Annotated in this window: 33 protein-coding genes and 3 pseudogenes; 22 read left to right on the top strand and 14 right to left on the bottom strand. The window is 37.0% G+C overall.

All coding sequences use genetic code 11. The features are described 5' to 3' along the window. The first annotated feature begins 31 nt into the window (after positions 1–31). From BTHERMOSOX_RS01240 to BTHERMOSOX_RS01195, 10 genes and pseudogenes are all read left to right on the top strand, one after another. Positions 32–421 carry a RidA family protein gene (locus tag BTHERMOSOX_RS01240; protein WP_138118612.1) on the top strand — a complete coding sequence of 130 codons (390 nt, stop codon included), beginning with the start codon at positions 32–34 and terminating at the stop codon, positions 419–421. A gap of 40 nt (positions 422–461) precedes the next feature. Then, positions 462–2531: pseudogene (gene recG / locus BTHERMOSOX_RS01235) on the top strand (ATP-dependent DNA helicase RecG); the annotation flags it as partial. A 17-nt stretch (positions 2532–2548) separates the two neighbouring features. Next, positions 2549–3022, top strand: a complete 474-nt coding sequence (locus BTHERMOSOX_RS01230) for a chorismate--pyruvate lyase family protein (RefSeq protein ID WP_138118608.1) — start codon at positions 2549–2551, stop codon at positions 3020–3022. After that, entirely contained in the window at positions 3012–3749 is a 738-nt protein-coding gene (gene cmoA / locus BTHERMOSOX_RS01225) for a carboxy-S-adenosyl-L-methionine synthase CmoA (RefSeq protein WP_138118606.1), read from the top strand. The genes BTHERMOSOX_RS01230 and cmoA overlap by 11 nt, the downstream gene beginning before the upstream one ends. Before the next feature lie 8 nt (positions 3750–3757). Then, positions 3758–4345 carry an anthranilate synthase component II gene (locus tag BTHERMOSOX_RS01220; RefSeq protein ID WP_138118604.1) on the top strand — a complete coding sequence of 196 codons (588 nt, stop codon included), beginning with the start codon at positions 3758–3760 and terminating at the stop codon, positions 4343–4345. A 2-nt stretch (positions 4346–4347) separates the two neighbouring features. Further along, a complete protein-coding gene (locus BTHERMOSOX_RS01215) occupies positions 4348–4767 on the top strand; it encodes a rhodanese-like domain-containing protein (protein WP_138118602.1) in 420 nt (139 codons plus the stop codon). 18 nt (positions 4768–4785) lie between these two features. Continuing rightward, positions 4786–5037: a glutaredoxin domain-containing protein gene (locus BTHERMOSOX_RS01210; RefSeq protein WP_138118600.1), complete on the top strand. Its 252-nt coding sequence runs from the start codon at positions 4786–4788 to the stop codon at positions 5035–5037. Beyond that, a complete protein-coding gene (locus tag BTHERMOSOX_RS01205; protein WP_138118598.1) occupies positions 5037–6014 on the top strand; it encodes an NAD(P)H-dependent glycerol-3-phosphate dehydrogenase in 978 nt (325 codons plus the stop codon). The genes BTHERMOSOX_RS01210 and BTHERMOSOX_RS01205 overlap by 1 nt, the downstream gene beginning before the upstream one ends. Further along, a complete protein-coding gene (locus BTHERMOSOX_RS01200; RefSeq protein ID WP_138118596.1) occupies positions 6011–6535 on the top strand; it encodes a histidine phosphatase family protein in 525 nt (174 codons plus the stop codon). Before BTHERMOSOX_RS01205 ends, BTHERMOSOX_RS01200 begins: the two co-directional genes overlap by 4 nt. After that, a complete protein-coding gene (locus BTHERMOSOX_RS01195; RefSeq protein WP_138118594.1) occupies positions 6525–7244 on the top strand; it encodes a glucosaminidase domain-containing protein in 720 nt (239 codons plus the stop codon). Before BTHERMOSOX_RS01200 ends, BTHERMOSOX_RS01195 begins: the two co-directional genes overlap by 11 nt. Before the next feature lie 51 nt (positions 7245–7295). On the opposite strand, the gene rpsI is transcribed toward BTHERMOSOX_RS01195, so the two are convergent. Both rpsI and rplM read right to left on the bottom strand, forming a co-directional pair. After that, on the bottom strand, positions 7296–7691 hold the full coding sequence (gene rpsI, locus BTHERMOSOX_RS01190; RefSeq protein ID WP_138118592.1) for a 30S ribosomal protein S9: 396 nt from the start codon (positions 7689–7691) through the stop codon (positions 7296–7298). Positions 7692–7705: 14 nt separating this feature from the next. Continuing rightward, the gene (rplM, locus tag BTHERMOSOX_RS01185; RefSeq protein ID WP_138118590.1) at positions 7706–8134 is read right to left on the bottom strand and encodes a 50S ribosomal protein L13; all 429 of its coding nucleotides are present in this window, start codon (positions 8132–8134) and stop codon (positions 7706–7708) included. 145 nt (positions 8135–8279) lie between these two features. Here rplM and BTHERMOSOX_RS01180 point away from each other — a divergent pair, with 145 nt between their 5' ends. The 9 genes from BTHERMOSOX_RS01180 (at position 8280) to BTHERMOSOX_RS01140 (ending at position 15318) form a co-directional block, all read left to right on the top strand. Further along, complete coding sequence (locus BTHERMOSOX_RS01180; RefSeq protein ID WP_138118589.1) at positions 8280–8954, top strand: TatD family hydrolase; 675 nt, start codon at positions 8280–8282, stop codon at positions 8952–8954. Continuing rightward, entirely contained in the window at positions 8954–9691 is a 738-nt protein-coding gene (locus BTHERMOSOX_RS01175) for a tRNA threonylcarbamoyladenosine dehydratase (RefSeq protein WP_138118588.1), read from the top strand. Before BTHERMOSOX_RS01180 ends, BTHERMOSOX_RS01175 begins: the two co-directional genes overlap by 1 nt. Before the next feature lie 48 nt (positions 9692–9739). Further along, on the top strand, positions 9740–10099 hold the full coding sequence (locus tag BTHERMOSOX_RS01170) for a thioredoxin domain-containing protein (protein WP_138118587.1): 360 nt from the start codon (positions 9740–9742) through the stop codon (positions 10097–10099). A gap of 91 nt (positions 10100–10190) precedes the next feature. After that, positions 10191–12044, top strand: a complete 1854-nt coding sequence (locus tag BTHERMOSOX_RS01165) for a DEAD/DEAH box helicase (protein ID WP_138118586.1) — start codon at positions 10191–10193, stop codon at positions 12042–12044. Between the two features lie 165 nt (positions 12045–12209). Further along, positions 12210–12413, top strand: coding sequence for a cold-shock protein (locus BTHERMOSOX_RS01160; protein WP_138118585.1), 204 nt, complete (start codon positions 12210–12212; stop codon positions 12411–12413). 77 nt (positions 12414–12490) lie between these two features. Next, positions 12491–13906, top strand: coding sequence for an exodeoxyribonuclease I (gene sbcB / locus BTHERMOSOX_RS01155; protein ID WP_138118584.1), 1416 nt, complete (start codon positions 12491–12493; stop codon positions 13904–13906). A gap of 92 nt (positions 13907–13998) precedes the next feature. After that, complete coding sequence (nth, locus tag BTHERMOSOX_RS01150) at positions 13999–14631, top strand: endonuclease III (protein ID WP_138118583.1); 633 nt, start codon at positions 13999–14001, stop codon at positions 14629–14631. Between the two features lie 13 nt (positions 14632–14644). After that, positions 14645–15061, top strand: a complete 417-nt coding sequence (locus tag BTHERMOSOX_RS01145; RefSeq protein WP_138118582.1) for a DUF1841 family protein — start codon at positions 14645–14647, stop codon at positions 15059–15061. Between the two features lie 17 nt (positions 15062–15078). Beyond that, on the top strand, positions 15079–15318 hold the full coding sequence (locus BTHERMOSOX_RS01140; protein ID WP_428992034.1) for a TfoX/Sxy family DNA transformation protein: 240 nt from the start codon (positions 15079–15081) through the stop codon (positions 15316–15318). On the opposite strand, the gene hisH is transcribed toward BTHERMOSOX_RS01140, so the two are convergent. From hisH to folB, 10 genes and pseudogenes are all read right to left on the bottom strand, one after another. Continuing rightward, the gene (gene hisH, locus BTHERMOSOX_RS01135; RefSeq protein ID WP_138118580.1) at positions 15315–15932 is read right to left on the bottom strand and encodes an imidazole glycerol phosphate synthase subunit HisH; all 618 of its coding nucleotides are present in this window, start codon (positions 15930–15932) and stop codon (positions 15315–15317) included. The two genes, BTHERMOSOX_RS01140 and hisH, sit on opposite strands and share 4 nt — an antisense overlap. Positions 15933–15941: 9 nt before the next feature. Continuing rightward, the gene (gene hisB, locus BTHERMOSOX_RS01130) at positions 15942–16523 is read right to left on the bottom strand and encodes an imidazoleglycerol-phosphate dehydratase HisB (RefSeq protein ID WP_138118579.1); all 582 of its coding nucleotides are present in this window, start codon (positions 16521–16523) and stop codon (positions 15942–15944) included. Between the two features lie 10 nt (positions 16524–16533). After that, positions 16534–17595, bottom strand: coding sequence for an aspartate-semialdehyde dehydrogenase (locus BTHERMOSOX_RS01125; protein ID WP_138118578.1), 1062 nt, complete (start codon positions 17593–17595; stop codon positions 16534–16536). Positions 17596–17683: 88 nt separating this feature from the next. Next, a pseudogene (locus tag BTHERMOSOX_RS01120) lies at positions 17684–17994 on the bottom strand (cupin). Continuing rightward, a complete protein-coding gene (locus BTHERMOSOX_RS01115; protein ID WP_171004611.1) occupies positions 17994–18734 on the bottom strand; it encodes a Nif3-like dinuclear metal center hexameric protein in 741 nt (246 codons plus the stop codon). Before BTHERMOSOX_RS01115 ends, BTHERMOSOX_RS01120 begins: the two are co-directional and overlap by 1 nt. Next, entirely contained in the window at positions 18727–19809 is a 1083-nt protein-coding gene (gene hisC / locus BTHERMOSOX_RS01110) for a histidinol-phosphate transaminase (RefSeq protein WP_138118577.1), read from the bottom strand. The genes BTHERMOSOX_RS01115 and hisC overlap by 8 nt, the downstream gene beginning before the upstream one ends. Next, positions 19806–20564 (bottom strand): bifunctional hydroxymethylpyrimidine kinase/phosphomethylpyrimidine kinase, encoded by a 759-nt coding sequence (thiD, locus tag BTHERMOSOX_RS01105; protein ID WP_138118576.1) that lies wholly within the window; start codon positions 20562–20564, stop codon positions 19806–19808. Before thiD ends, hisC begins: the two co-directional genes overlap by 4 nt. Further along, on the bottom strand, positions 20557–21189 hold the full coding sequence (locus BTHERMOSOX_RS01100; protein WP_138118575.1) for a thiol:disulfide interchange protein DsbA/DsbL: 633 nt from the start codon (positions 21187–21189) through the stop codon (positions 20557–20559). The genes thiD and BTHERMOSOX_RS01100 overlap by 8 nt, the downstream gene beginning before the upstream one ends. After that, on the bottom strand, positions 21186–21674 hold the full coding sequence (folK, locus tag BTHERMOSOX_RS01095) for a 2-amino-4-hydroxy-6-hydroxymethyldihydropteridine diphosphokinase (protein ID WP_138118574.1): 489 nt from the start codon (positions 21672–21674) through the stop codon (positions 21186–21188). Before folK ends, BTHERMOSOX_RS01100 begins: the two co-directional genes overlap by 4 nt. After that, entirely contained in the window at positions 21667–22023 is a 357-nt protein-coding gene (folB, locus tag BTHERMOSOX_RS01090; protein ID WP_138118573.1) for a dihydroneopterin aldolase, read from the bottom strand. The genes folK and folB overlap by 8 nt, the downstream gene beginning before the upstream one ends. Before the next feature lie 44 nt (positions 22024–22067). Here folB and plsY point away from each other — a divergent pair, with 44 nt between their 5' ends. Then, entirely contained in the window at positions 22068–22658 is a 591-nt protein-coding gene (gene plsY, locus BTHERMOSOX_RS01085) for a glycerol-3-phosphate 1-O-acyltransferase PlsY (protein ID WP_138118572.1), read from the top strand. Here plsY and BTHERMOSOX_RS01080 read toward each other — a convergent pair. Together BTHERMOSOX_RS01080 and BTHERMOSOX_RS01075 are read right to left on the bottom strand one after the other, a co-directional pair. Next, on the bottom strand, positions 22648–23406 hold the full coding sequence (locus tag BTHERMOSOX_RS01080; protein WP_138118571.1) for an ABC transporter permease: 759 nt from the start codon (positions 23404–23406) through the stop codon (positions 22648–22650). The genes plsY and BTHERMOSOX_RS01080 overlap by 11 nt on opposite strands. A gap of 1 nt (position 23407) precedes the next feature. After that, positions 23408–24322 (bottom strand): ABC transporter ATP-binding protein, encoded by a 915-nt coding sequence (locus BTHERMOSOX_RS01075; RefSeq protein WP_138118570.1) that lies wholly within the window; start codon positions 24320–24322, stop codon positions 23408–23410. Positions 24323–24456: 134 nt separating this feature from the next. On the opposite strand from BTHERMOSOX_RS01075, the gene BTHERMOSOX_RS01070 reads away from it, so the two are divergent. Both BTHERMOSOX_RS01070 and BTHERMOSOX_RS01065 read left to right on the top strand, forming a co-directional pair. Next, on the top strand, positions 24457–25995 hold the full coding sequence (locus BTHERMOSOX_RS01070; RefSeq protein ID WP_138118569.1) for a dihydrolipoyllysine-residue acetyltransferase: 1539 nt from the start codon (positions 24457–24459) through the stop codon (positions 25993–25995). Continuing rightward, positions 25992–26081: pseudogene (locus BTHERMOSOX_RS01065) on the top strand (FAD-dependent oxidoreductase); the annotation flags it as partial. The gene BTHERMOSOX_RS01070 and the pseudogene BTHERMOSOX_RS01065, both read left to right, overlap by 4 nt. Between the last annotated feature and the right edge of the window lie 4 nt (positions 26082–26085).

The following is a 26085-nucleotide window of genomic DNA, read 5'->3' as shown; positions in this document are numbered from 1 at the left end:
TTTTTATAATTAACCTTTTAAAATAAATACTATGCAAAAACACATCATCTCAACAGACAAAGCTCCGCAAGCCATTGGTACCTATTCTCAAGCAGTACGTGTTACTGGTGGATCAACCATTTATTTATCGGGGCAAATTCCTTTAGTACCAGAAACCATGGCAATGATTGAAGGGGACATTAGTGCACAAATTAATCAAGTGTTTAAAAACTTAACCGCAGTTTGTGAAAAATCTGGCGGCAGTTTAAATGACATTGTTAAGCTCAATATTTTCTTAACAGACTTGAGTAACTTCCCTATTGTGAATGAAATAATGGCGCAGTATTTTGACAAGCCTTATCCGGCACGAGCAGCAGTTGGTATTAACGAACTACCTAAAGCCTCTATGGTTGAAATGGACGGAGTGATGATTATAGAATAGCCATTTTCTCAAAAAATATACCTTTACGAAACACAGCCGAAATATGCATGATCTATCTGATCCGATCATCTCACTCAATGGACTAGGGCCTAAAGCTCAAGAGAGGCTTAATGCTATTGGTATTTACAATCTTGAGAATTTGTTATTTCATCTGCCTAATCGCTATCAAAACAAAACCCATTTCACCACGCTAGATCAAGCAAAAGTTGGCAACGAGATTGTAGTTGAACTTACTATTGATCGCATCGAAGAAATTAACACCAAACAGCGTCAACTACTTTGTTACTTATCAGATGACAATAACCGAACTTTAATACTACGTTTTTTTCACTTCAACCAATATCAAAAACAACAGCTAACTCGGGGTGAGTTAATTCAGTGTTTTGGTGAGGTTAAGATTGGTCGTGACGGTCTGGAAATTCACCATCCTGAGTATCGATTAGTTTCTAAAGGACAACCAACTTTAATTGAAAAAACACTAAGTCCCATTTATCCATTAACAGCTGGAATTCATCAGCCGCAAATGAAAAAATGGATCAATTTTGCACTTGAAGCGCTAGATAAATCAACTGTTTTTGATAATTTTCAAAATTTAGCAAAAAACTCTATGCCAACACTCAAGCAAGCATTAAATACGCTACATCACCCACAAATTGATGATAATATCGACCAAATAGCCAATTTTAGGCACATTTCACAGCAAAGGCTTATTATTGAGGAGCTTTGTGCTCAAAAATTAAGCTTATTAAAGCTTAAGAATGAACGAAAAAGTAAAAACTCTAACGTTTTCAAAATTTCCGAAATTTTATCTAGTCAATTATTAAAAAATTTAGGCTTTGAATTAACCAATGCACAGCAACGTAGTATTGACGATATTAATACTGACTTAAGTTTGAACCATCCAATGCTTCGATTATTACAAGGTGATGTTGGTTCCGGAAAAACTATTGTGGCAGTATTTGCTTGCTTGCAAGCAGTGGAAAATGGATTTCAAACTGCTATTATGGCGCCGACTGAAATTCTTGCCAATCAACATTTTCATGGATTTGGTGATTATTTAAATCCACTAGGAATCAAAATTGCTTTTTTAACTGGATCTCAAACTACTGTAGAGCGCAGTATACAATTGGCTTTAATCCAATCAGGTGAAGCTCAAGTAGTGATTGGCACTCATGCACTATTTCAAGATGTGGTTGAATTTAGCAAATTAGGTTTTATTGTAATTGATGAACAGCATAAATTTGGTGTTCATCAGCGATTATCACTAGCGCAAAAAGCACACAATACACCGCATCAACTAGTGATGACAGCCACACCCATTCCAAGATCACTAACCATGAGCGCTTATGCAGATTTAGATTGCTCAATTATTGACGAACTTCCACCTGGTAGAAGCCCAATTCAAACGGTGGCACTAGCAAACGATAAAAAAGACAAGGTGCTTGATAAAATCAGGCAAGTCTGCAAGCAAAATAATCAAGTATATTGGGTCTGCACTCTAATTGAAGAGTCAGAAGTATTGCGTGCTCAATCCGCCATAGATACACACCTTTATCTAGAGGAGAATCTAACAAATTTATCTATTGTGCTAATTCATGGCCGAATGAATAAGCAAGAAAAAAACAGCATTATGGCGAGATTTAGTCGTGGAGATATTGATGTACTTGTTGCCACAACAGTAATAGAAGTTGGGGTAAATGTGCCTAACACCTCACTAATGGTGATTGAAAATTCTGAACGATTAGGCTTGGCACAATTACATCAATTGCGTGGTCGGGTTGGTCGTGGCTCTGATGCGAGTATTTGTATTTTGATGTATCAACCACCACTAAGTGGCAATGCAATTGAGCGTCTTGATATTTTGCGACAAACTAATGATGGTTTTAAAATTGCCAATAAAGATCTTGAATTACGTGGCCCAGGAGAGATTTTAGGCACGCAACAGACTGGTATTGCTAATATGAAAATTGCCAATATTGTTCGTGATAGCTACCTATTAAAACAAGTGGATTATTATGCGGCCGAATTTATGCAATTTGATGAAGATAAGCAAGTTGCACTAATTCATCGCTGGATTACTGATGACAAATCCCAATATGCCAATACATAGACTAAAATAACCAAGCTATGATTGATACACAAGACCTCACCTGGAGTTCGCTAAAAAACACAGATAACGTGCCAAAATTGGCACTTACTTGGCTGGATGATAGCAAATCACTTACCGAAAAATTAAAGAAAAAATTTGAGAATTTTTCTGTGAATGTATTATCACAAATAAAAACCGCTCCTCACGATAATGAAATAAGTATGCTGGACTTTGATGGCGATTGTGTGGTGCGTGAAGTCGCACTATTAAACGCTGAATCGGTAATGGTGTTTGCTCGCTCTGTCATTCCTATTACTAATGACACTAAAGACTTGTTAAATATTGGCTCTAAACCCTTGGGTGAAATTTTGTTCAATAATCCAACAATTAAACGCGGCCCACTACAAATTACTCACACAGGTAGCACTTGGGGTAGGCGCAGTGTATTTAACATTGGCAGTAGTAAATTATTAGTGAGTGAGTTTTTTATGGAAGAGTTGTATGCATCATAAGAAAGAATCTGGCTCTCGTGATGAAATATTTATCCAAGATAATGATTTAGTTAACTTTACATTTGATGCTCAAGTGGCTGATGTATTTGATGACATGGTCAGACGTAGCGTGCCTGGCTATCAGACCATGATTGAGATGATTGGCCTAAGCGTTAAAACTTATGGCCAAGATAATACCAATTATTACGACTTAGGTGCTTCAACGGGCGCCACTACTATTGCGCTTTGCGTTAACAATCCTCATAAAAACAATCGAATTATTGCAGTAGATAACTCACCTGATATGGTGAAAAAGTGCCAGCTAAATTTAAAAACAACGATTGGAAGTACATCTGTCGTTTGTGCAGATATAAATTCAATCAAATTTAATAATGCTTCATTGGTTGTGTTAAATTTAACCTTACAGTTTATTACGCCAGAAAACAGGCAAGCGTTAATTGATAAAATCTACTTAGGTCTAAATCCAGGAGGTGCACTTATTGTCTCTGAAAAAATTCACTTTAATGATAATAAAAAACAGCAATTAATAACCGATCTTCACTTGGACTTTAAGCGTGCCAATGGTTATAGTGAATTGGAGATTGCAGCCAAACGTCAATCGATTGAAAATGTGCTAATTACAGATGACGAGAAAACCCATTTTAAACGCTTTAAACAGGCAGGATTTAACACCAGAATTTGTCATTTTCAGTGTCTTAACTTCGCATCCTTTTTAGCGGTAAAATAGGCCTCACTATGTTACTCATGATTGACAATTACGATTCATTTACCTATAACTTGGTTCAGTATTTTGGCGAACTAGGACAAAAGGTTGAAGTGCATCGTAACGATGAAATTAATATTCAAGAAATTGAAGCGTTAAACCCTGAATTTTTAGTTATTTCTCCAGGGCCATGCACACCGACTGAAGCTGGAATTTCTATTAAAGCTATTAAACATTTCTCTGGGAAAATTCCAATAATGGGAGTTTGCTTAGGATTTCAAGCCATGGTACAAGCATTTGGTGGCGATATTATTGGTGCCAAAAAAATTATGCATGGAAAAGTATCCGCCATTCATCATACTAATAAAGCCATGTTTAGCGACTTAAAAAATCCACTTAATGCGACGCGTTATCACTCTTTAGTAGCTGATCAACTCACTTTACCAGATTGCTTCGAAATCACCTCTTGGACCGAAAATAACCAAGGTGAAATCGACGAAATCATGGGTATTAGACACAAAGAATTTACACTCGAAGGTGTACAGTTTCACCCAGAATCTATCTTGACTGAACAAGGTCATGAAATGCTGAATAACTTTTTACAAGGAAAAACACTATAACTATGGAAATTATTGATTTTTTATTTGCTGAAGAGCAATTATTTACAACCATCACTCTAATCGTTCTTATTATTTTACTTATTGGTAATATCATCACTGATAAATTAAAAAAATACGAGGATCTGGATGCCACTACCGCCACCGCTTTAATGGATGATGAAAATCTAATCATCTTGGACGTTAGAGAGAAAAAAGAAAGAAAAAATGGCTACATTAATGGCGATATGCATATTCCATTAGGTGATGTTAAAAATCAACTGGACAGGCTAGATAAAAATAAATCTATTTTGGTGTATTGTCGTAGTGGGTCACGTTCTGCTCATATCGCTGGATTGCTAACTCGAAATAAGTATGAAAAGGTATACAATCTTAAAGGCGGTATCCAGGCTTGGAAGCGAGCAAAAATGCCGGTAAAAACTTAACAACAAAGGAATAAGAAAATGAAAAAAAATAAAATTTATTGCAGTGACTCTTGTCCTTTTTGTCAGCACGCTTATCAATTACTTGAAAAACGTGGCATTCCTTTTACAAAACATTACGTCAAGAGCTCAAGTGATTGGGATGAAGTTGCTCAGTTAACTGGACGAAATACCGTACCTCAAGTGTTTATCAATGGCGTACATGTAGGTGGATTTGATGATCTTAGCGCTGCAGATCAATCTGGTAAATTGGATGATATACTGGCTCAGTAATGAGTAATAATCTTAGTATTATTGGGGCTGGCGCCTGGGGAAGTGCACTGGCTATCGCCTTAAGCGATAAGTTTGAAACCATCTATTTACACGCTCATACTAAAGATGAGTCTCAATCATTAAAACCTCAGCACCACGCCCTGCCTAAGCCCTATACAAGTAATATTGAGATAGTACATGGCTATGATGCGATAAGCCGTTGTCATAATATTCTTATTGCTTCGCCAAGCTATGCATTTAGCGAAGTATTAAAAACCCTTAAGCCTTTGCTAAGCAAAAAACACCAAATTGCATGGGCAACCAAGGGTTTTGATACTAGCGCTCATTGTTTTTTATATCAAAGTTTTGAGCGTATTTTGCCTGATTATCATGGCTGTGTTTTATCAGGGCCGAGCTTTGCTTTTGAAGTTGCAAGCAACAAACCAACTGCGCTCGTTTCTGCCTCTAAAGATAAAGCCACTAGAAAACACTGGGCTGATTTAATTCGAACCAAGACATTACGCGCTTATACCAACGAAGATATTGTTGGTGTTGAGATTGGCGGTAGTGTTAAAAATATTTTAGCCATCGCTGCAGGCATTGCCTCAGGCCTAGGTTATGGTATTAATACCCAGGCCGCTTTAATCACCCGTGGTCTTGCAGAAATGACGCGTTTGGGAAAAAGCATGGGTGCCAAATCATCTACCTTTGTCGGCCTATCTGGATTGGGTGATTTAGTATTGACTTGTTCGGATGATTTATCTAGAAATAGACGCTTTGGCAAAGAGCTTGCTAATGATCATAATGTTCAAAATGCACTCATTAATGTTGGTGCAACAGTTGAAGGATTAAATACACTAGATCTTATCCTTTCTATCGCAACCGAGCAGAAGGTTGAGATGCCAATTTGCGAACAGGTTTATTATGTAACCCAAGGAAAAATCAGTCCAATTGAAGCGGTTAACCATTTGATGTCGCGCGAACAGATTGACGAATGAAACTCAGCCTTCTTCGCCATGGAGAACCTGTAGGCGGTAGAATTTATCGGGGCGATCAAGATGATCCACTAACGGATAAAGGTTGGCAACAAATGCTTGATTCTACAAAGGATCAGTCTTGGTCATTAATTGCTAGCTCACCCTTAGTACGCTGTCAGACTTTTGCTAAATACCTTCAAACCAAACAACAATCTCAGTTAGAAATTATTAATGATTTTAAAGAGTTGGGCTTTGGAGATTGGCAAGGGTTAAGTGCCACAGTAATTGGGCAAGATCTTGTTGATTCATTCAAACAAAACCCTATTGATAATCGACCGCCAAATGCTGAAAATCTATATGAATTTCAAAAGCGTGTTATCAGTGCTTTCAACTCCGTTATTACTAGCAATACAGATAGCTTACTTATCGTGGCCCATGCTGGTGTTATTAGAGTAATTAAATCTCACCTACTTAATTTACCCATCGAAAAAATGTTTACAATAGAAATCATGAACGCTTCTTGTGAAAATTTTGAAATTTAAACCCCTTTTATTGAGTGTTGTTTTGCTTGCATCACACATTCATGCTGATGAATTTTGGGGGCTTGAATCTTGGATGAGTTCGCTTAAAACACCTAACTTTGAAAAAATTACAAATGTTAATGAGCGAAAACAGGCTTTTTTTAATTATCTATTGCCTGCTATTAATAAACAAAATACCAGGATTATTCAACTACGTCATGATATAAAAACTGACAGTATTAATCAATTCAAACTAAAGAAAATTTATAGATACTATAGCGTCACTGAGGGTGACTTGGAAACCCTTTTGACGCGTGTTGATGTTATTCCTGCATCGCTTATTTTGGCTCAAGGCGCTTATGAATCTAATTGGGGAAGGTCGCGCTTTGCCAAGCATTATCATAACTTTTTTGGCCTTTGGTGTTTTACAAAAGGCTGTGGCGTTGTACCTTTAGAGCGCAATAAAGAAGCCACCCATGAAGTGGCAAAATTTTCCTCTCTAGATAAAAACATTGAATATTACATGCGCTCTATTAATAGAAATTCAGCTTATGACATCCTTAGAAAAATACGCAAAAACAAACGCGATCAAAAACTACCTGTTACCGGTATTGCACTTTCCGAAGGTTTGGAAAACTATGCTGAAATTGGATATGACTATGTTGAGACTGTGCAATCTATCATTCGTTACAACAAACTCTCAAAATTTGACCTTATTAACAAATCTTAAGTAATAAAAAACCCGCAGTTAGCGGGTTTTTTATTGTGTTTCGAAAATGGTTTAACGTTTTGAGAACTGCTCGCTCTTACGTGCCTTCTTACGGCCAACTTTCTTACGCTCTACAATTCTAGCATCACGAGTAACAAAACCAGCTTTACGTAAATCAGGTCTTAAATCGTTATCGAATTCCATCAATGCACGGGTTACGCCCAAACGAATTGCACCCGCTTGACCTGTATCACCACCACCTTTAACCATGATATTGAAATCAAATTTATCTCTCATTTCAACTGTATCTAATGGTTGGTTAATAATCATTGAAGAAGTTTCACGGCCAAAATACTCATCCATTGGACGTTTATTTACTGTGAATACACCTTTACCTTTAGTCATGTAAACACGAGCTACTGATGTTTTTCTTCTGCCTGTTGCGTAAAATATTTCTGTCTTTGCCATAATAATTTCTTACCTTAAATATCTAAAACTTGCGGTTGTTGTGCAGCATGTGAATGCTCAGAACCTGCAAATACTTTCATTTTTCTAAACATATCTCTGCCTAGAGGACCTTTTGGCAACATGCCTTTAACAGCCTTGTTGATAATTTCTTCTGGTTTTTTAGCTTGTAAATCTTTAAAAGCGATTGATTTTAAGTTACCTACGTAGCCTGTATGGTGATGATACATTTTGTCATCAAATTTCTTACCAGTAACTTTAACTTTTTCAGCATTGATAATTACAATGTAATCACCTGTATCTGCATGCGGTGTGTACTCTGGCTTATGCTTGCCACGAAGGCGGGATGCGATTTCTGTAGCCAAACGGCCTAACGTCTTGCCATCGGCATCCACTAGGAACCAATCTCTTTTTACTTCATGTGCTTTAGCGCTAAATGTCTTCATAGTAAATCGTGTGTATCTTCAATCAGAATAATCGGACCATTATAATCACTTTTATGTCTGAATGTTGGCTTATCGTTTAATTTTGTCTTAAAACTTTTTTATTTAAAAACCACTTTTCACCAATCAAGGTTATTATATCCGCATAATGATTAATTCCCACGCACATCTAGATTTTGACAGTATGAATTCAATTGCACAAAATGCAATTGCGATTGTTCCTAGCATCGGCCATCAGAATTGGACTGACGTACAAATGTACCCTTATTTTGCTTTTGGTATTCACCCTTGGTTAGTGGAAATACACACTCAGCAAGATCTAGAACATTTAGAGTACTTGATTAAATGCAATAACCCTGTTGCTGTTGGCGAATGCGGTTTAGATTATATTAAAAATTCTGACAAAGAAACTCAGTTACACTTTTTTACATCGCAATTATCAATAGCGGAAAAATATGGCTTACCTATTATTATTCATGCAGTAAAGGCCACTGAAGATGTAATCTTCCTACTGAAAAAATATCCTAAAGTTACAGGAGAAATACACGGATTTTCTGGCAGTGAGGCTCAAGCCCAACAACTCACTAAAATGGGTTTTTATCTTGGCTTTGGCATGCAAATCATCAATCAAAAATCTAGCAAAATTCGTCAAATTGTAAAAAACTGCCCGTTAGAATTTACATTAATCGAGACAGATGACCACCCTAATCCAAATGATTTACAGTTAGTTGCAGAAGAAATCTCCTTACTTAAACAAATACCAATAGACACCGTCATTAGTCAATGTGATAATAACGCCATTACACTTTTCAATTTGACATAATGGCTGGAAGTTGCGCTCGTACTGAAATATTATTGGGTCAACAAGGCCTTGCAAGATTAGCTGAATCTCATGTTGTCATTGTAGGTTTGGGTGGTGTTGGCGGTGCTTGTGCTGAAAGTTTATGTCGTGCTGGCATTGGTACACTTACCTTGATTGATTTTGACATCATTGAAATAACCGATCTTAATCGTCAAATAATTGCACTTCACTCCACCTTAGGATTAAAAAAAGTAGATGCATTGGCTAATAGACTTCATGACATTAATCCAGATACGGTTATTATCAAACGTGATGAATTTATCGATCGAGAAAAGGCGCAGAAAATTGCAACAAATCAAAACTACGATTTTGTAGCTGATTGTATTGATGCAATTGCTTATAAAGCTGTATTAATTGACAGTTGCAATAAATCTGGCATGGCAATTATTTCAAGTATGGGTGCTGGAGGACGACTCGATCCAACGCAAGTGAAAATATCTCGTATGGACAAAACTCAAAATTGTGCACTGGCAAGAGAAATGCGAAAACAACTTAGAAATATCCGTGCTTCAATGAAATTTCCTGTGGTTCACTCTACAGAATTACCCATTAAAGCCTTGCCACATAAAGCAGTAACCAAAACCGATACAGTGCCTGCCGGCAGACCCAGAGCGGTTAATGGTGCAATTTCTTATATGCCTAATATTTTTGGTTTGATGATGGCAGGTCATATCATCCAAACTCTATTAAAATCTTAATAGAGGAAGGTCTGACCTTCCTCCTAAATTAAAAAAAGGAGAGATAACATGGTCAGTACAGAAACTCCCATTTGTGAATTTAGCGCCTTAGCAATCAACTTTAAACTTAAGGGTGTAGATGGAAAAATGCAGAAAATCTCTAACGAGATGAGTTTTACTTTTTCGTATTTAATTGATGAGACTCAAGCTGTAGCAAAAGCGTATGGCGCCGTTTGCACCCCAGACTTTTTTGGCTATAATACAGATTTAAAGCTTCAATATCGAGGTCGATTAGATGCATCACGTAAACAGAGCGCTGCTAAAGATGTTAAGCGTGATCTATTTGAAGCTATGGAGCAAGTAGCCAAAACAGGCAAAGGACCTTTGAATCAAATTCCATCAATGGGCTGTTCTATTAAATGGATTTAAACATCCAAATATAATAAATATCTAATATATATTTAATGTGAAGATTACTAAACGGGTATAATTGCGTTCTTTGCCCGTCTTATAAATCCACATGTCTGAACAAAAAACCGATGCCTCGTCACACAAAAAATTTAGCGACCTAGGTCTTTCTGATTCAATTCTAGGAGTGCTAGATTCAATCGGCTACGAGACCCCTTCTCCAATTCAAGAACAGTGTATTACTCACCTTTTGAACGGCAAAGATATTATTGGACAAGCGCAAACAGGTACTGGAAAAACAGCGGCATTTGCTCTGCCATTACTAGACAATATTGATTTAAATCTGAACGCACCACAGCTATTAATTTTAGCGCCTACACGTGAACTAGCAATCCAAGTATCGGAAGCTGTTCAGACTTATGCTCGTGGCATGAAAGGCTTTCATGTATTACCAATTTATGGTGGTCAATCTTATGACATTCAATTACGCCCTTTAAAGCGTGGCGTGCATTGTGTTGTAGGTACTCCGGGTCGTGTTATGGACCACATTAAAAAAGGCACTTTAAAATTGGACAATATAAAGTCATTCGTTCTTGATGAAGCGGATGAAATGCTTAAGATGGGCTTTATTGACGACATCAAATGGGTTATGGAGCGCATTCCTGAACAACGTCAAATTGCACTTTTCTCTGCAACCATGCCGAATGTTATTAAGCGTGTTGCTGAAGACTTCTTAAACGATCCAAAAATCGTAAAGGTTAAAACAAAGACAGAAACAGCACCGTCAATTACTCAAAAATATTGTTTAGTTGGTGGCTTAAGTCAAAAGCTAGACGCATTAACTCGAATTCTTGAAGTAACAGAATTTGATGCAATGATTATTTTTGCTAGAACCAAAAATTTAACAGTAGAATTAGCTGAAAAACTAGCAGCCAGAGGATTTTCTGCAGAAGCCATTAATGGTGACATTCAACAAAGTCAACGTGAAAAAATTATTAACAAATTTAAAAAAGGTGGCATTGACATTCTAGTTGCAACAGACGTTGCTGCCCGTGGTCTTGATGTTCCGCGTATTTCTCACGTAGTCAACTATGATATTCCTCAAGACGCAGAAACATATGTACACCGTATCGGTCGTACAGGACGTGCTGGACGTGAAGGTGAGGCAATATTATTTGTGTCGCACCGTGAGCGTCGCATGCTTAATAATATTGAGCGAGTAACTCGTCAAAAAATTGAACCACTAGAGCTTCCAACTGCAAAAATTATTAATGAAAAGCGCGTTGATACTTTCAAGAAAAGAATTACTGAAACACTTAGCAATCAAAACTTGGACGTTTTTGAAAAATTGGTTACTGAGTTTCAAGAAGCTAATGAAGAAACTTCACACCTTAAAATTGCAGCCGCGCTCGCGCATATTGCACAAGGCAACGAGCCATTGTTTTTATCTGAAAAAGAACCAAGCTTTGGAAGAGATCAAAAACCTGGTGAAGAAAAAATCGTACCCGTTGAGGCAAACTCACTTAAAAACCACCCAGATATTCCAATGCGTCGCTACAAAATTGAAGTGGGCAACAATAACAACATCAAGCCTGGCAATATCTTAGGTGCCATTGCAAATGAAGCGGACATGGATAGCGAATATATTGGCTCTATCCAAATTTTTGATAATTTTTCAACGGTAGATTTACCTGACGAAATGCCAAAAGACACTTTAGATGTATTGCAGAAAGTCGTTGTAAATGGCAAGCGTCTAAACATGGCTGAGCTAACTGAAAAGAATAATAAGGCAGCGGTTGGCGGCTCACAAGGTGGCAAACGCAACTTTGGTCGCAAGAAGTTTTCTAAAGGTGGCTCTAGAGATAGGGATGGCAGTCGTGGCGGCGGACGTGGCGGCAGAGACGGCGGCAATGGCGGTGGTGGAAATAGAAAGCCAAAGTTCTCACGCTCTAAGCCTAAAAAATAAATCATAGACATTTAATCTGCCAATAGGTACAAAATACGTTAAAATACACTTGCTGGTAAAGTATACAGCTGCTATTTATATTGTTTTGACTGATGGTTACATCCTCTCTAAGTTATAAATGTGGTCTATTTTTACGGTATTTTTTTAAACTTATAAGGAGACATTATGTCTACAACAGGAAAAGTAAAGTGGTTTGACGCTAAAAAAGGTTTTGGTTTTATTGAGCAAGATAATGGTGACGATGTATTCGTACATTTTCGTGCAATCCAAGGCGACGGTTACAAATCTTTAGAAGAAGGTCAAGAAGTAGTATTTGACTTAGAAGATGGTGCTAAAGGCCCTCAAGCGGCTAACGTACATCCACAGTAATTTTTAATTAAATTATTGAAAAAAACCCAGCGACAATGCTGGGTTTTTTATTGTCTAAAATTCGTTAAAATAAACTCATGAAAACATTTTACTGGTACGACTACGAAACCTTTGGTATCAATCCAAAGACAGACCGAATCTCGCAATTTGCAGGCATCAGAACTGATGAAAATCTTAACATAATTGATGAACACATGTTTTATTGCAAACCAACTAACGATTGCTTGCCATCACCAGAAGCTTGCAATGTAACAGGCATTACACCTCAATTATGCAAACAAAAAGGCATGATTGAACATAAGTTTATTAAAAAAATTCTTGTAGAATTTGCAACACCGAATACTTGTGTTGCTGGCTACAACTCAATTCGCTTTGATGATGAATTTACTCGCTACACGTTGTATCGTAATTTTTTAGACCCTTATGCTTGGCATTGGCAAAATGGCAATACACGCTGGGATATTTTAGATGTGGTACGCATGTGCTATGCGCTTAAAAAAGATGCCAGTTTACAGTGGGTACATGATGATAACGGCAAGCCAATTTTCAAGCTTGATCAATTATCTTTAGCTAATGGTATTGAGCATGCCAATGCGCACGATGCTCTAGCGGATGTACGCGCAACCATCGCCATTGCTAAAATTATTAAAGAAACTCAGCCTGGGCTGTTTGATCACGCTTTTAAATTGCGTGAGAAAAAATTTGTAGAATCTAAGCTTAATTTATTTGAGCCAATGTTGCACACTTCTGGCATGTACGCGGCTGAAAAATCTTGTACACGACTATCTGTCGCATTAGCGTATCACCCTACTTATAACGATCGAGCTATTGTTTTTAATTTAGATCAAGATCCATCAATCTTGTTAGCGCTAGACACTGAAGAGCTTAAAAAATTGATGTTTACCAAACAATCAGAATTACCCAAAGGAGTTGAACGTTTGCAAATTAAGGATCTAATCTTTAATAAAAGCCCTATGTTTGTGCCCAATGTCCATAAGCTTGATCCAAAGGTTACTGAACAGTTACAAATCAACATGGAGTCTTGCTTACAGCGCCTAAATTTTATTCAAGATAATCAAGTAGCTATTGAAAAAGTTGTTCAGGATCTGTATCGTAATGATCAAGATTTTACTGGCAACAAAGATGTTGATCAATCTCTATATGGTGGCTTTATGGACAATTCAGACAAACGTATTGGCGAGCAATTACAAGTACTTAATATTAACGAGCTAAAGGATTTTCATCCTAAATTCAAAGATGATAAATTAGCCACCCTACTCATCCACTTTAAAGCCAGAAACTATCCGGAAAGTCTAACTGAAGATGAATCTAAGAATTGGTTTGAAACTATTCAAGGCAGGGTTCAATCAGGCGAAAATGGTTATTTAGCAATTGATGATTATTTTCAGCGAATAAACATCCTGCGTCAACAACATCCAAAAAAAGAATCCCTTTGGCAGCAGCTTGAAAGCTATGGGGAATCATTTTTTTAGAGATATTTACATCTATATGATTAGGTCGTTTTGCTATTAATTCAGAATTAAGGTATAATCTCTGGCTATTGAGGAATTAATAAAAGAGAAGAATGAACGCTGAAACACGCTTTGAAATGTTCGAAAGGTTACTTAAAAAGATACCTAATCCAACAACAGAACTAAATTACACGACACCTTTTGAGTTATTAGTAGCGGTGACTTTATCTGCCCAAGCGACGGATAAAAGTGTCAACAAGGTGACTGATAAATTGTTCCCAATTGCCAATACGCCTGAAACAATTTTTGAATTAGGTGAAGATACACTTAGAGATACAATTAAAACTATTGGCTTATTTAATTCAAAAGCTAAGCACATCATTCAAGCTTGTAAAATTCTAATCGATAAATACGATTCTAACGTGCCTGAAACTCGTAAAGAACTTGAGGCGCTACCGGGTGTTGGTCGTAAAACGGCTAATGTTGTGCTAAATACCGCGTTTGGTCACCCGACTATCGCGGTTGATACGCATATTTATCGTGTCGCTAATCGTACTGCCATTGCTAGTGGCAAGACGGTTCTTGAAGTTGAGAAGAAACTGGTTAAATTCATTCCTGATGAATTTAGAGTACCCGCACATCACCTAATGATTTTGCACGGTCGTTATACTTGTAAGGCGCGTTCACCATTATGCACTGAATGTATTTTGCTTGATTTATGTGAATACGAAGAAAAAAATCTATAACTAGAGCAAATCGGTGCTCTACACCCAAGACAGATCTGAACAAAGAAAATTTCTTGCCAATGCTTGGCAAAAATTTCTGGATAAAAAAATACTTGATCCGCTAGAAACTCAGCTAACTCAAGTGATTAAAATTCATCCAGAATACCATTCACTGATTAAAAATATTGAATCTGACTACTTCCCAGAGCAAGGTGAGGTTAATCCTTTTTTGCATATCAACTTACATCTCTCTCTTAGGGAGCAATTATCAATTAATCAACCACCTGGTATTAAAGAAACTTATCAAAAAATTGTCAATAAAGTTGGTGACCCTCATAAAGCTGAACATCAAATAATGAATTGCATTGCAGAAATGATCTTCTCTTCACAAAAAAACAACTCGCCAATGAATCATCAAGCGTATGTTAAATGTTTAAAAAGTATTAACTGATAAGCCTAATGGGTGAGTTGTCAAAATTACAAGGTTTGGGCAAAAAATCTGAACTTCAATTAAATCAGATTGGAGTTTATACCAAAGCTGATTTACAAAAAATAGGTGCAATTCCTACCTATATTAAATTGAGCGAGCCGCATTTATGTTTTTTATACGCATTAGCAGGTGCACTTGAAGATAGAAGCTGGATAGATGTTGCTCAGAATGACAAAACTAGACTAATTATCGAACTAGACAATTACAAAAATATCTAAACTGTCCAGTTAACAAAATTAGTTAGCAATTGCAAACCATTATGTTGGGACTTCTCAGGATGAAATTGCGCCGCAAACATATTGTCTTTAGCAATCGCACAAGTAAAGTCAATACCGTAGTTGGTCGTACCTGATACCACACTAGCATCCACTTCTTCAACATAATAACTATGCACACTATAAAAACGTGAATTATCATCAATATTGTGCCAAAGTGGATGATCAACAGTCTGTTTAACCGTGTTCCAGCCCATGTGCGGGATTTTAAGATCGCTTTTTGCAAATTTAATTACATTTCCAGAAATTATTTCCAAACCTTCTGTTCCACCATTTTCTTGCGAATGGTCAAACAAAAGTTGTAGCCCTAAGCAAATACCCAAAAATGGTTTCTCATGGGCAGATTGCTTAATAACATCCGCTAAACCATGCTCATTAAGTGCGCTCATACAGGCACCCATAGCACCTTGACCAGGGAACACAATGCGATCCGCTTGTTTAATTAAATCTGCATTATTAGTCAATATGACGTTGTCGTTTGGCGCAACATGCTCGATGGCCTTTTGCACACTACGCACGTTGCCCATACCATAATCAATAATTGCAATGGTCTGCATAAATGCCTTTTAAAGCGAGCCTTTAGTTGAAGGAATAACACCAGCTTGACGCTCATCAGGCGTAACTGCCATTCTAAGCGCACGACCAAATGCCTTGAAAATAGTTTCTGCTTGATGATGAGAGTTAACCCCTTTTAGGTTATCAATGTGCAGTGTCACTAAAGCATGATTAACAAAGCCTGTAAAGAACTCGGAGAATAAATCAACATCAAAAGTGCCAATTAATGCACGAGTAAAACTAACATTAAGATCCAAGCCTGGACGACCAGAGAGGTCTAACACCACGCGTGACAATGCCTCGTCTAATGGCACATAAGAGTGTCCATAACGAGTAAAGCCTTTTTTATCGCCCGTTGCTTGAGCAAAAGCTTGGCCTAGCGTAATACCAATATCTTCAACGCTATGGTGATCATCAATTTGAGTATCACCATCACACTTAATGTTAATATCCATTAAGCCGTGACGCGCCACCTGGTCTAGCATATGATCTAAAAATGGCACACCTGTATCAATATTAGCCTTACCTGTACCATACAAGTTAAGCTTAACAGTAATATCAGTTTCGTTAGTTTTTCTAGAGACTTTAATCATAGTTTTTTATTTATAAATACTCTTCAATTAGAATTTCAGCAATTTGAACCGTGTTCAACGCTGCACCTTTACGAATATTATCAGAAACCACCCATAGGTTTAGTCCTTTCTCATGAGAGATGTCTTCGCGAATACGACTAACAAATGTGTCATCATGGTTTGTTGCTTCAACAAATGGTGTTGCATAGCCGCCATCTTCGCGCTTATCCATCACTGTAACGCCATTTGCTTTTGACAAAATCTTAGTCGCTTCAGCAGCAGTAATTTTGGTTTTAGTTTCAATATTAATAGCTTCTGAATGACCATAGATAACCGGCACACGTACTGCTGTTGGATTAACCAAAATATCTTCATCTTCGAAAATTTTCTTTGTTTCCCAAACCATTTTCATCTCTTCTTTAGTGTAGCCATTTTCTTGGAATACATCAATATGAGGAATTACATTAAAAGCAATTTGTCTTGGATAGACTTCAACATCTACATCAGTATCACCACCTAATAATTTAGTAGTTTGATTGATTAATTCAGAGATGGCTTCTTTGCCAGAACCAGATACCGCTTGATAAGTTGCCACGTTAATACGCTCAATACCAACGGCATCATAAATTGGTTTTAACGCTACCAACATTTGAATGGTCGAACAATTAGGATTAGCAATAATATTGCGCTTTGTGTAATCAGCAATAGCATGAGGATTAACTTCGGGAACCACTAATGGAATATCTTCATCGCGTCTAAAGTGCGCAGTATTATCAATCACAACACAACCAGCATCGGCTGCAATAGGCGCGTATTTTTCAGAAATACTGCCACCTGCAGAGAACAGACCTAGTTGCACTTGAGAGAAATCAAACTTGTCCAAATCTTGAACTGTCCAGCTCTTACCCTGACAAAATACTTTCTTGCCGGCTGAATTGGCACTGGCCAATGGATACAGGTTATCAATAGGGAAATTACGCTGCTCTAAAATTGAAAGAATGGTTTCGCCCACAGCACCTGTTGCACCAACAACAGCAACGTTGAAATTTTTAGTCGCACTTTTAGTGCGATTTATGCTATTTGCCTTGCTCATAAGTTTAATAAATAAAAGTTGTAAAAATCAGTCTTAATTATACTTTAACAACTCTGTGTCCATGGCTGATTAAAGCCCACACAAAAATCTAAATACTGCCTTCTTTTTCAACAACCAAGATTCTTGCTTCGCCCATGGGATGAGCTACACGCTTTGTACCCGTTGACGCAAAAAATATATCACCTGATTCTAGTATTGAGGAATGCTCTTTTCCTTGTTCTATATAGTGCATATCTACGGCTCCATCTAGAACAACAAACACTTCTTCCCGTTATTCACATGCCATTTATAAGGCTGATTTGCCCAATGCAGACGAACCGTAGTGCCGTTAATATTTGCAATATCCACCGCATCCCACGCTTTGCTTGGCAAGAGGTCTTTCGATTTTGTAATTTTCATCAAACAATATTATCAATATCAATATATTGATAATCAAGTTCAAATTGTTGAGATAAATGCTGAGCCAATGCTTGCACGCCATAACGCTCGGTGGCATGATGTCCAGCAGCAATAAAGGCAATGTTATTTTCTTTGCAAATGGCTGGAATTTGCTCTGACACTTCACCAGTAATAAAACAATCGGCACCCGCTTCAATTGCAAATTTAATGTAGCTTTGTGCGCCGCCACTGCACCACGCGATTTTATTAATCTGCTTATCTTTAGCGCCAAAAACTAAAGGCATTCGTGAAGTAATATTCATCACTGATTGAGCTACCTCGCTTAACGGTGCTTCAACCTCACCTTGCCATACCAGTGTGTCGCCAATGGGCTGTGGATTTTGAATATTAAAGCGCAATGCCAACTGAATATTGTTTCCTACAATCGGATGCGCATCAAGTGGCAAATGATAAGCAAATAAGTTAATATCATTTTCTAATAAAGCTTTGATACGGTTTTTTTTAATACCGGTAAGCACCTGCTCTTCGCCCTTCCAAAAAAATCCATGATGAACTAAAATCGCATCAGCCTTTTCATCGATGGCTTGATCAATCAAATCTTGATTTGCGCTAACGCCAGATATAATTTTACCAATATCAGACCTACCTTCAATTTGAAGACCATTAGGGCAATAATCTTCAAATTTAGCAATATTTAAGTAGTTGTTAATGTATTTTTCCAACTCTTTATTGTTAATCATTTACATCCTCTTGTAAGACGTAGAACTTATTAACAATTGCCATAAATAGTTGGTTTTGAATTTGATCTCCAACCGTTACACGCAAGCAATCGATTAACCTTGGCGAGCTACTGAGGTTTTTAATCAGCACGCCATTTTCTTTTAAATAATCAAATAATGCTTGCGTTCTAGGCGCTTTAAATAAAATAAAGTTTGCTTGTGATGGGTATACCGTCAACCCGCCAACTTGAATTAATGCTTCTAATAAAAACGCTCTCTGCTCAATAATAATAGCCGCATTTTTATTAATTTCTGTTTTTTGCTTTAGCAAGAAATTACCACTCACTTGGGTTAGTGTATTGATATTGTAAGGCAAACGCAGCTTATCCAATTCTGATACCGTCTCTTTTGAACCGATTAACAATCCTAATCTCAATCCCGCAAAACCGATTTTAGAAACTGTGCGCAACACCACTAAATTTGGATACTTAGCAATATCATCAATAAAACTATCACCTGCATAAGCATAGTAAGCTTCATCCAAAACCACCACCGCATCTGTAGATTTAATAATCGTTTCAATATCCGCCCTATTAAAAGTGTTGCCCGTTGGATTGTTTGGATAAGCAATAAAAATAAGCTTAGGATTTTTCTCAGAAATAGTTTGCAGCATTAGCTCCAAATCTAGCTGATAATCCGATGTTAACGCTACGCCTTGATAATTTAAACGCGTGAATTTAGCAATCATGTCGTACATGACAAAGCTTGGCTCAACACTCAAAATTGTGTCGTTTGTTGCACAGGCTAATGCCAATAACTGAATCAACTCATCTGAGCCATTGCCCAGTAAAACACCAAACTCTTGAGGAATTTGCATTAATTCTCTTAAGGTTTGATTGAGCTCATCTGCACCAGGACTCGGATAACGATTAAGCTCACACTCTGCCAAATAAGCCAAATATTGTTCAATCAGATTTTCAGGTAAGGCAAATGGTGATTCCATCGCATCGAGTTTTACTACATCGCTAGCAGGTGGCACATGGTATGCATTAATCTCTTGAATGTTAGATCTTAGCCAATTATTAATAAAACTCATATCAAGGGGGTTGTTCTATTAGGATGATATTGCATTTTACCTATTTGCTTGGCAGTTAGCAAAGTTTGGTAGGTGTAGTTAAGTGCACACTTTACAGCAATATTTACATCCAACTTGGAGGCTATCAGTGCACTAATTGCGCTACTCAATGTGCAACCAGAACCGTGATACTGCCCAGGAAGTTTATGATACGTAAACCGTTCTAGTAGTTCACTTTGATGATAAAGTCGATGCTCAATCATTTGTTCAGAAACATCAGTGGTGGTTAATAAAACCCATTCGCAAGGCAGTGAAGCGACCGCCTCTCGTTCACTAAGTCCAGGTGCTAAGCTTTCAAGTTCAGATACATTAGGTGTAAGTACATTCACCTTTGGCAGCAAAACTTGCTTGAGTGCATCAATAACTTGTTGAGTTAGTAATTTATCCGTGGTACTAGCCTTAATAATAGGATCAAGAATAACCGTATGATTTTCATCAATCCAACTAGCGATAGTATTGATTTGCTCAACTGATGATAACAATCCGATTTTAATAATATTGATATCAATATCTTCTGCTAAAGTATTAAGTTGTTTTTCAATCAGTTGACAGTCAACTGCTTGTATGAATTCAACATGCTGTGTATTTTGCACGGTTAGCGTAGTTACAATAGGTAGTGGCGTTATCCCAAATCGATTAAGTGTTTCAATATCAGCAGCAATACCGGCGCCACCACAAGGATCAAGACCGGATAAAACTAAAATTGTATCATTCAACTTTGCTTTCTTTTTTGATAAGATAATCTACCACTTTTAACATCTGAAGTGAGCTACCTGCATGAGTGGCATCGGTCCAATATTTACCATTAACCACAATTGCTGGCACACCTGAAGTGTGATATTTCACCGTATTAATTTTTGATTTATTAACTTTAGTTCTAACTGAGAATGAGTTTAAAGCTTTTTCAACTTTTTCTTTAAATTCTTGTTTGTCTTCTTTTTTATTTATATCAACCAGCCAATCAACAAAATCTGACTCAGAATTAATTCGATTTTTCTGAGCATGAATAGCATTGAATAATAAGCCATGCATTGATTTTATCAAGCCCAATTCTTCCAATGCATAATAAAAAATTGCGCCATTTTCCCAACGCTGAGAGAACACTGCAGGCTGACGAATAAACTCAACATCATTAGGAAGTTTTTTAATCCATGCGTTAAGTGTTGGCTCAAGATTGTAACAATGCGGGCAATAATACCAAAACAATTCTCGCACTTCAATTTTACTGCCTGTCGTTGTTTTAACTGGCTTATCTAATACCACATAATCCATGCCTGCTTCATAATTAGCGCTCGTGAAGGTGGTTAGCGTTATTAACAATATTGATAATATTTTTTTCATGATTCTGCTCCATTTAAGATTTGAATATTATACGATTTTAATTGCCTCATGGTTGTGCTCAATTGTTGGTAAGTTTTACCCGAAATAGGGTGATATTCATCTGAATTAAGTTGTGCTAAAGGCAATAAGACAAAATTATATTTTAAAATATCATCTCTGGGAATATTTAAATCTAGGTTGACAACTAAGTCATAAGTCACCAAATCTAGGTCAATTAAACGTGATGAAAATTTAGGCTGTGTTGTTTCACGTCCCAATTTTTTTTCAATATCTTTTAGCACCAAATTAACATCACTAGGTGTTAGCTTAGTTGTGGCGTTAATACCGACATTATAAAAATCATCGCCTTTAAAACCTTGCGCAGGTGATTCAAAAATATCGGAAATTTTGATATCGCTAAAATTAAGCCTTAAAAAATCAATTGCGCCGACAATGTTTGCCTCACGATTCTGATTTGAGCCAATATTAATATGAATTTTAGCCATTTTTAGTTCGATTAATGATCACACCAACCCCTTGAGCACCGGTAACTGCCTTACCTTTGTTCAAAGTAAGCTTTACCTGTTCAACATTAAACTCATTAAGAATAATTTCGCAAATTTTCTCAGCTAGGGTTTCTACTAGTTGAAATTCACTGTTTTTTACAAAATCAATTAAACGTTTTGAAACCAACTTATAGTCAAGTGTTTGATCAATATTATCCGTCTTGCTGGCAGGTTTAATATCAAATCCCATCTCAATATCTAGAATGATATCTTGACGAATTTCACGCTCCCAATCGTAAATACCAATCACACAATCAATTTTTAATCCTTGTATAAATACAATATCCATAGTAACATTCTGGGCAATTAATCCCTTTATCAAATTAAGCCACCATGTTACCTGAGTTCTCTTTTGCAATTATCCTTAGCTATCTTATCGGCTCCATTTCAACCGCAATTCTTGTTTGTAAGGCGCTTAATTTACCCGATCCAAGAACCCAGGGGTCAAATAATCCTGGCGCTACTAATGTATTACGTATTGGCGGTAAAAAAGCTGCTGCCATTACCTTAGTAGGTGACGGCCTTAAAGGTGCACTGCCTGTTTTACTTGCTGTTTATATGGGGTTTGATTTAGTTGATGCTACTTGGATAGCGTTAGCAGCTTTTTTAGGCCATGTGTATCCAGTGTTCTTTAGCTTTAAAGGTGGCAAAGGCGTAGCAACGTTTTTAGGTGCATTGTTCGCACTAGGTTTTACTATTGGCGCAAGTTTTACATTGATTTGGGTGTTTGTTGCCAAGGTGCTAAAAATTTCTTCGCTATCAGCATTAATTGCCACGCTATTAACACCTGTGTTTTTCTTTTTCTTAAGTGGTGATCTTAAAGCAACTTATATCATTTGTTTAATGAGTTTGTGGATTCTCTATACTCATAGAAGCAACATCAAACGAATGATTTCAGGCGAAGAAGACTCTATCAAGTCTTAATATTGACACCTCTTTTTAGTAGATAAAAAGCAACCACCGCTAGTACCAAAATCATAGAAATTAGCACCACCATAGAAACAACAAAATCAGTTGTGGAGCTACCTAAAAAACCCATTCTAAAACTATCAACCATATAGTAAATCGGATTAAATTTACTTAATACCTGCCAAAACTCTGGCAGAATTTCAATACTATAAAACATACCGCCCAAATAAATCATCGGCATTAAGATAAAGGTTGGAACGATTGAGATATCATCGAACGATTGAGCAAAAACTGCATTGATAAACCCTGCTAAAGAAAACAAAATAGCCGTTAGCAAGAAAGTGATTAAAACAATGCCAATACTATAAATTTTCAAATCAACAAAAAACGACACTACAATAAAAACACCCAAACCTACAGCAAATCCTCGGGCAACTCCGCCAGAAATATAGCCCAATAAAATCACCCAATAAGACACTGGAGAAATCAATAACTCTTCAATACTATGATTAAATTTTGCCAAGAAGAATGAAGAAACAGTATTAGCATAGGAATTTTGAATAACGGTCATTAAGATAATTCCGGGAATAATGAAATGCAAATAATCCACCCCCTGCATGTCTCCAATACGCTCACCCATCAAACCACCAAAAATCAACAAATATAGTGATGTGGTAATAATTGGTGGAAAAATGGTTTGCACCCAAATACGTGAAAAACGTAAAATTTCTTTAACAACAATAGTTTTATAGGCGATCCACATATTATTTTCCCTTTGAGGTTAAGCGTAAAAACAAAGTTTCTAAGCGATTTTGTGCACTTCTGACATGTTCAATCTCAATACCTTTTTTACTTAATTCACTCAATGTCCGACTAATACTCATACCATCTAATATTACTTGAATTGAGTTGTTATCTAATCTTTCAATAGAAAAATCAAACTCTGGCAAAACTTCTGGCAAAGTTTCAATACTTTCTAAAATTAGCACTTGATGAGCGACCTTGGTGAGTAATTTTTTCATACTACTTTGCTCAATCACTTGCCCGTTATCCAAAATAACAATATTACGACATAACAATTCAGCTTCTTCTAAATAATGTGTAGTGAGGATAACGGTCATTCCCTGCTCATTAAGCTCTTTTAGAAATTTCCACATAGAGCGACGAATTTCAACATCCACGCCAGCACTTGGCTCATCAAGAATTAAAATTTTTGGATCATGAATTAATGCTCTAGCTAACATTAATCGTCTTTTCATACCGCCGGATAAGGATTTTGCCATATTCAGGCGCCTATCCCAAAGCTCTACACGCTTTAGCAATACCTCTGCTCTAGCCCTAGCTGACTGACGATCAATGCCGTAATAGCCAGCTTGATTAATTAAGATTTCTTCAATTGGCTCAAAAGGATTAAAGTTAAATTCCTGTGGCATGAGTCCAATCATGCGTTTAACTTGATTAAGATTGGTCGACTGATCCAACCCTAGTACACTCACCTCTCCTGAAGTTTTATTCAATAAAGAGCTAATAATACCAATCATGGTAGTTTTACCAGCGCCATTACTACCTAGCAATGCAAAAAAATCACCTTGTTCAACGCTTAGATTAACCTGTGATAATGCTGATATATTATTGGCATAAGTTTTTGTTAAATTTGAAATTAGCAGCGCATTTGGCATTGTGTAATAAGGTCCTATAAAAAAATAATCCCAAGCATTAAAAAGTTTGGTTGAAAGTATTTTAACATTTATCCCCCTTTAAGGCCTATTTTTGCGATAATTATCACCTTTAAATGAGTAGTTAAATTTAGATTATGTCTGCGATAAAAAATATAGAATTGCCTGATATTGGCGACTTCGATGAAGTTGAGGTTATTGAGATTTTAGTGAGTGTTGGCGACACAATTGCGGTTGATGACAGCATCTTAACTTTAGAAAGCGACAAAGCTTCTATGGAAATTCCCACACCTAGTGCTGGCGTAGTAAGCGCTATTAATATAAATATTGGCGATAAAATTAAACAAGGTGATGTAATAATTAGCATTGAAAGTACCGAAGATACAGTCGTCAGCAATAAATCAAGCACTGAAGAATCCAACAATTCTGATCAAGTTGAATCAAAAATAGTGCCTGTTATTGTGCCAGATATTGGTGATTTTGACGAGGTTGAAGTGATTGAAATTTTAGTTTCTGCTGGAGATGAAATCGCAAAAGAAGATAGTATTATCACTCTAGAGAGTGACAAAGCATCTATGGAAATCCCAACTCCAATTGCTGGAAAAGTAATCGATATTAGTATCAACCTAGGCGACAAACTCACCTTAGGAGACCTTATTCTAACAATAGAAACTACTGCAAGTAATACAACGTCCGAGCCAACTAAAGTAGTACAAGCGGCTATACTCGCCCCAACTGCACCTATTACGAAAGCTTCCAAGCCAACATTAAATCAATCAATATCAACCTTACCAAAAGGTGAATCTCATGCTTCACCCTCTATTCGTAAATTAGCCAGAGAGCTAGGAGTTGATTTAAGCAACGTCTCTGGTAGCGGACCAAAAGGCAGAATATTAGACGAAGATCTAAAAGGCTATGTTAAACAAATTATTACTTTTGGTGGTACTGGCGGCGCATTGCCAAAAGTGCCAGTGATTGACTTTACAAAATTTGGTGGCACCGAAACAATAGCACTATCTAGAATTAACAAACTTTCAGGTAAACATCTAACTGCTTGCTGGCTGAATATCCCTCATGTCACTCAATTTGATGAAGTTAATATTGATCAAATGGAAGGCTTTAGACAAGAGCAAAAAGCTAAGGGTGTTAAATTAACACCACTTGTATTTATCATGAAAGCCGTTGTTCAAGCCTTGAAAAATCACCCAAGATTCAATGCTTCTTTGGATGAATCAGGTGAGAATCTTATTCTTAAAAAATACTTTAATTTAGGTATTGCTATGGATACACCAAAAGGCTTAGTTGTTCCTGTGATTAAAGAGATTGATAAAAAATCACTCACTGAACTGGCTACGGAGCTAGCTGAAACTTCAGCTAAAGCACGCGATGGAAAACTTAAACCGGGCGATATGCAAGGTGCAGGGTTTACCATTTCAAGTCTTGGCGGTATTGGTGGTACGCAATTTACACCAATTGTTAATGCGCCAGAGGTTGCTATTTTAGGTATTTCTCGCTCACAAACTAAACCAATCTGGGATGGAAAAAACTTCATACCAACACTAACATTGCCCCTAGCCCTATCATATGATCATCGTGTTATTGATGGCGCACAAGGCGGAAGATTTATGGCAGATTTAAACTCAATTCTGCAAGATATTAGAGAAATTTTATTATGATTACTAAAACTCAAGTTGTTGTTATTGGATCAGGCCCAGGTGGCTATACTGCTGCTTTTAGAGCAGCTGACTTAGGCAAAGAGGTTTAAA

This window comes from Bathymodiolus heckerae thiotrophic gill symbiont (genome assembly GCF_900128515.1).
In the GTDB taxonomy this organism is placed as follows: domain Bacteria; phylum Pseudomonadota; class Gammaproteobacteria; order PS1; family Pseudothioglobaceae; genus Thioglobus_A.
The sequence above is the reverse complement of the archived record's forward strand: the minus strand, read 5'-3'. Positions and strand labels throughout refer to the sequence as shown.

Bases quoted from the DNA above. Each gene is read 5' to 3' on its own strand.
- BTHERMOSOX_RS01240 (WP_138118612.1), top strand. From the start codon at position 32: ATGCAAAAACACATCATCTCAACAGACAAAGCTCCGCAAGCCATTGGT.
- BTHERMOSOX_RS01230 (WP_138118608.1), top strand. From the start codon at position 2,549: ATGATTGATACACAAGACCTCACCTGGAGTTCGCTAAAAAACACAGAT.
- cmoA (WP_138118606.1), top strand. From the start codon at position 3,012: ATGCATCATAAGAAAGAATCTGGCTCTCGTGATGAAATATTTATCCAA.
- BTHERMOSOX_RS01220 (WP_138118604.1), top strand. From the start codon at position 3,758: ATGTTACTCATGATTGACAATTACGATTCATTTACCTATAACTTGGTT.
- BTHERMOSOX_RS01215 (WP_138118602.1), top strand. From the start codon at position 4,348: ATGGAAATTATTGATTTTTTATTTGCTGAAGAGCAATTATTTACAACC.
- BTHERMOSOX_RS01210 (WP_138118600.1), top strand. From the start codon at position 4,786: ATGAAAAAAAATAAAATTTATTGCAGTGACTCTTGTCCTTTTTGTCAG.
- BTHERMOSOX_RS01205 (WP_138118598.1), top strand. From the start codon at position 5,037: ATGAGTAATAATCTTAGTATTATTGGGGCTGGCGCCTGGGGAAGTGCA.
- BTHERMOSOX_RS01200 (WP_138118596.1), top strand. From the start codon at position 6,011: ATGAAACTCAGCCTTCTTCGCCATGGAGAACCTGTAGGCGGTAGAATT.
- rpsI (WP_138118592.1), bottom strand. From the start codon at position 7,691: ATGGCAAAGACAGAAATATTTTACGCAACAGGCAGAAGAAAAACATCA.
- rplM (WP_138118590.1), bottom strand. From the start codon at position 8,134: ATGAAGACATTTAGCGCTAAAGCACATGAAGTAAAAAGAGATTGGTTC.
- BTHERMOSOX_RS01180 (WP_138118589.1), top strand. From the start codon at position 8,280: ATGATTAATTCCCACGCACATCTAGATTTTGACAGTATGAATTCAATT.
- BTHERMOSOX_RS01175 (WP_138118588.1), top strand. From the start codon at position 8,954: ATGGCTGGAAGTTGCGCTCGTACTGAAATATTATTGGGTCAACAAGGC.
- BTHERMOSOX_RS01170 (WP_138118587.1), top strand. From the start codon at position 9,740: ATGGTCAGTACAGAAACTCCCATTTGTGAATTTAGCGCCTTAGCAATC.
- BTHERMOSOX_RS01165 (WP_138118586.1), top strand. From the start codon at position 10,191: ATGTCTGAACAAAAAACCGATGCCTCGTCACACAAAAAATTTAGCGAC.
- BTHERMOSOX_RS01160 (WP_138118585.1), top strand. From the start codon at position 12,210: ATGTCTACAACAGGAAAAGTAAAGTGGTTTGACGCTAAAAAAGGTTTT.
- sbcB (WP_138118584.1), top strand. From the start codon at position 12,491: ATGAAAACATTTTACTGGTACGACTACGAAACCTTTGGTATCAATCCA.
- nth (WP_138118583.1), top strand. From the start codon at position 13,999: ATGAACGCTGAAACACGCTTTGAAATGTTCGAAAGGTTACTTAAAAAG.
- hisH (WP_138118580.1), bottom strand. From the start codon at position 15,932: ATGCAGACCATTGCAATTATTGATTATGGTATGGGCAACGTGCGTAGT.
- hisB (WP_138118579.1), bottom strand. From the start codon at position 16,523: ATGATTAAAGTCTCTAGAAAAACTAACGAAACTGATATTACTGTTAAG.
- BTHERMOSOX_RS01125 (WP_138118578.1), bottom strand. From the start codon at position 17,595: ATGAGCAAGGCAAATAGCATAAATCGCACTAAAAGTGCGACTAAAAAT.
- BTHERMOSOX_RS01115 (WP_171004611.1), bottom strand. From the start codon at position 18,734: ATGATTAACAATAAAGAGTTGGAAAAATACATTAACAACTACTTAAAT.
- hisC (WP_138118577.1), bottom strand. From the start codon at position 19,809: ATGAGTTTTATTAATAATTGGCTAAGATCTAACATTCAAGAGATTAAT.
- BTHERMOSOX_RS01100 (WP_138118575.1), bottom strand. From the start codon at position 21,189: ATGAAAAAAATATTATCAATATTGTTAATAACGCTAACCACCTTCACG.
- folK (WP_138118574.1), bottom strand. From the start codon at position 21,674: ATGGCTAAAATTCATATTAATATTGGCTCAAATCAGAATCGTGAGGCA.
- folB (WP_138118573.1), bottom strand. From the start codon at position 22,023: ATGGATATTGTATTTATACAAGGATTAAAAATTGATTGTGTGATTGGT.
- plsY (WP_138118572.1), top strand. From the start codon at position 22,068: ATGTTACCTGAGTTCTCTTTTGCAATTATCCTTAGCTATCTTATCGGC.
- BTHERMOSOX_RS01080 (WP_138118571.1), bottom strand. From the start codon at position 23,406: ATGTGGATCGCCTATAAAACTATTGTTGTTAAAGAAATTTTACGTTTT.
- BTHERMOSOX_RS01075 (WP_138118570.1), bottom strand. From the start codon at position 24,322: ATGCCAAATGCGCTGCTAATTTCAAATTTAACAAAAACTTATGCCAAT.
- BTHERMOSOX_RS01070 (WP_138118569.1), top strand. From the start codon at position 24,457: ATGTCTGCGATAAAAAATATAGAATTGCCTGATATTGGCGACTTCGAT.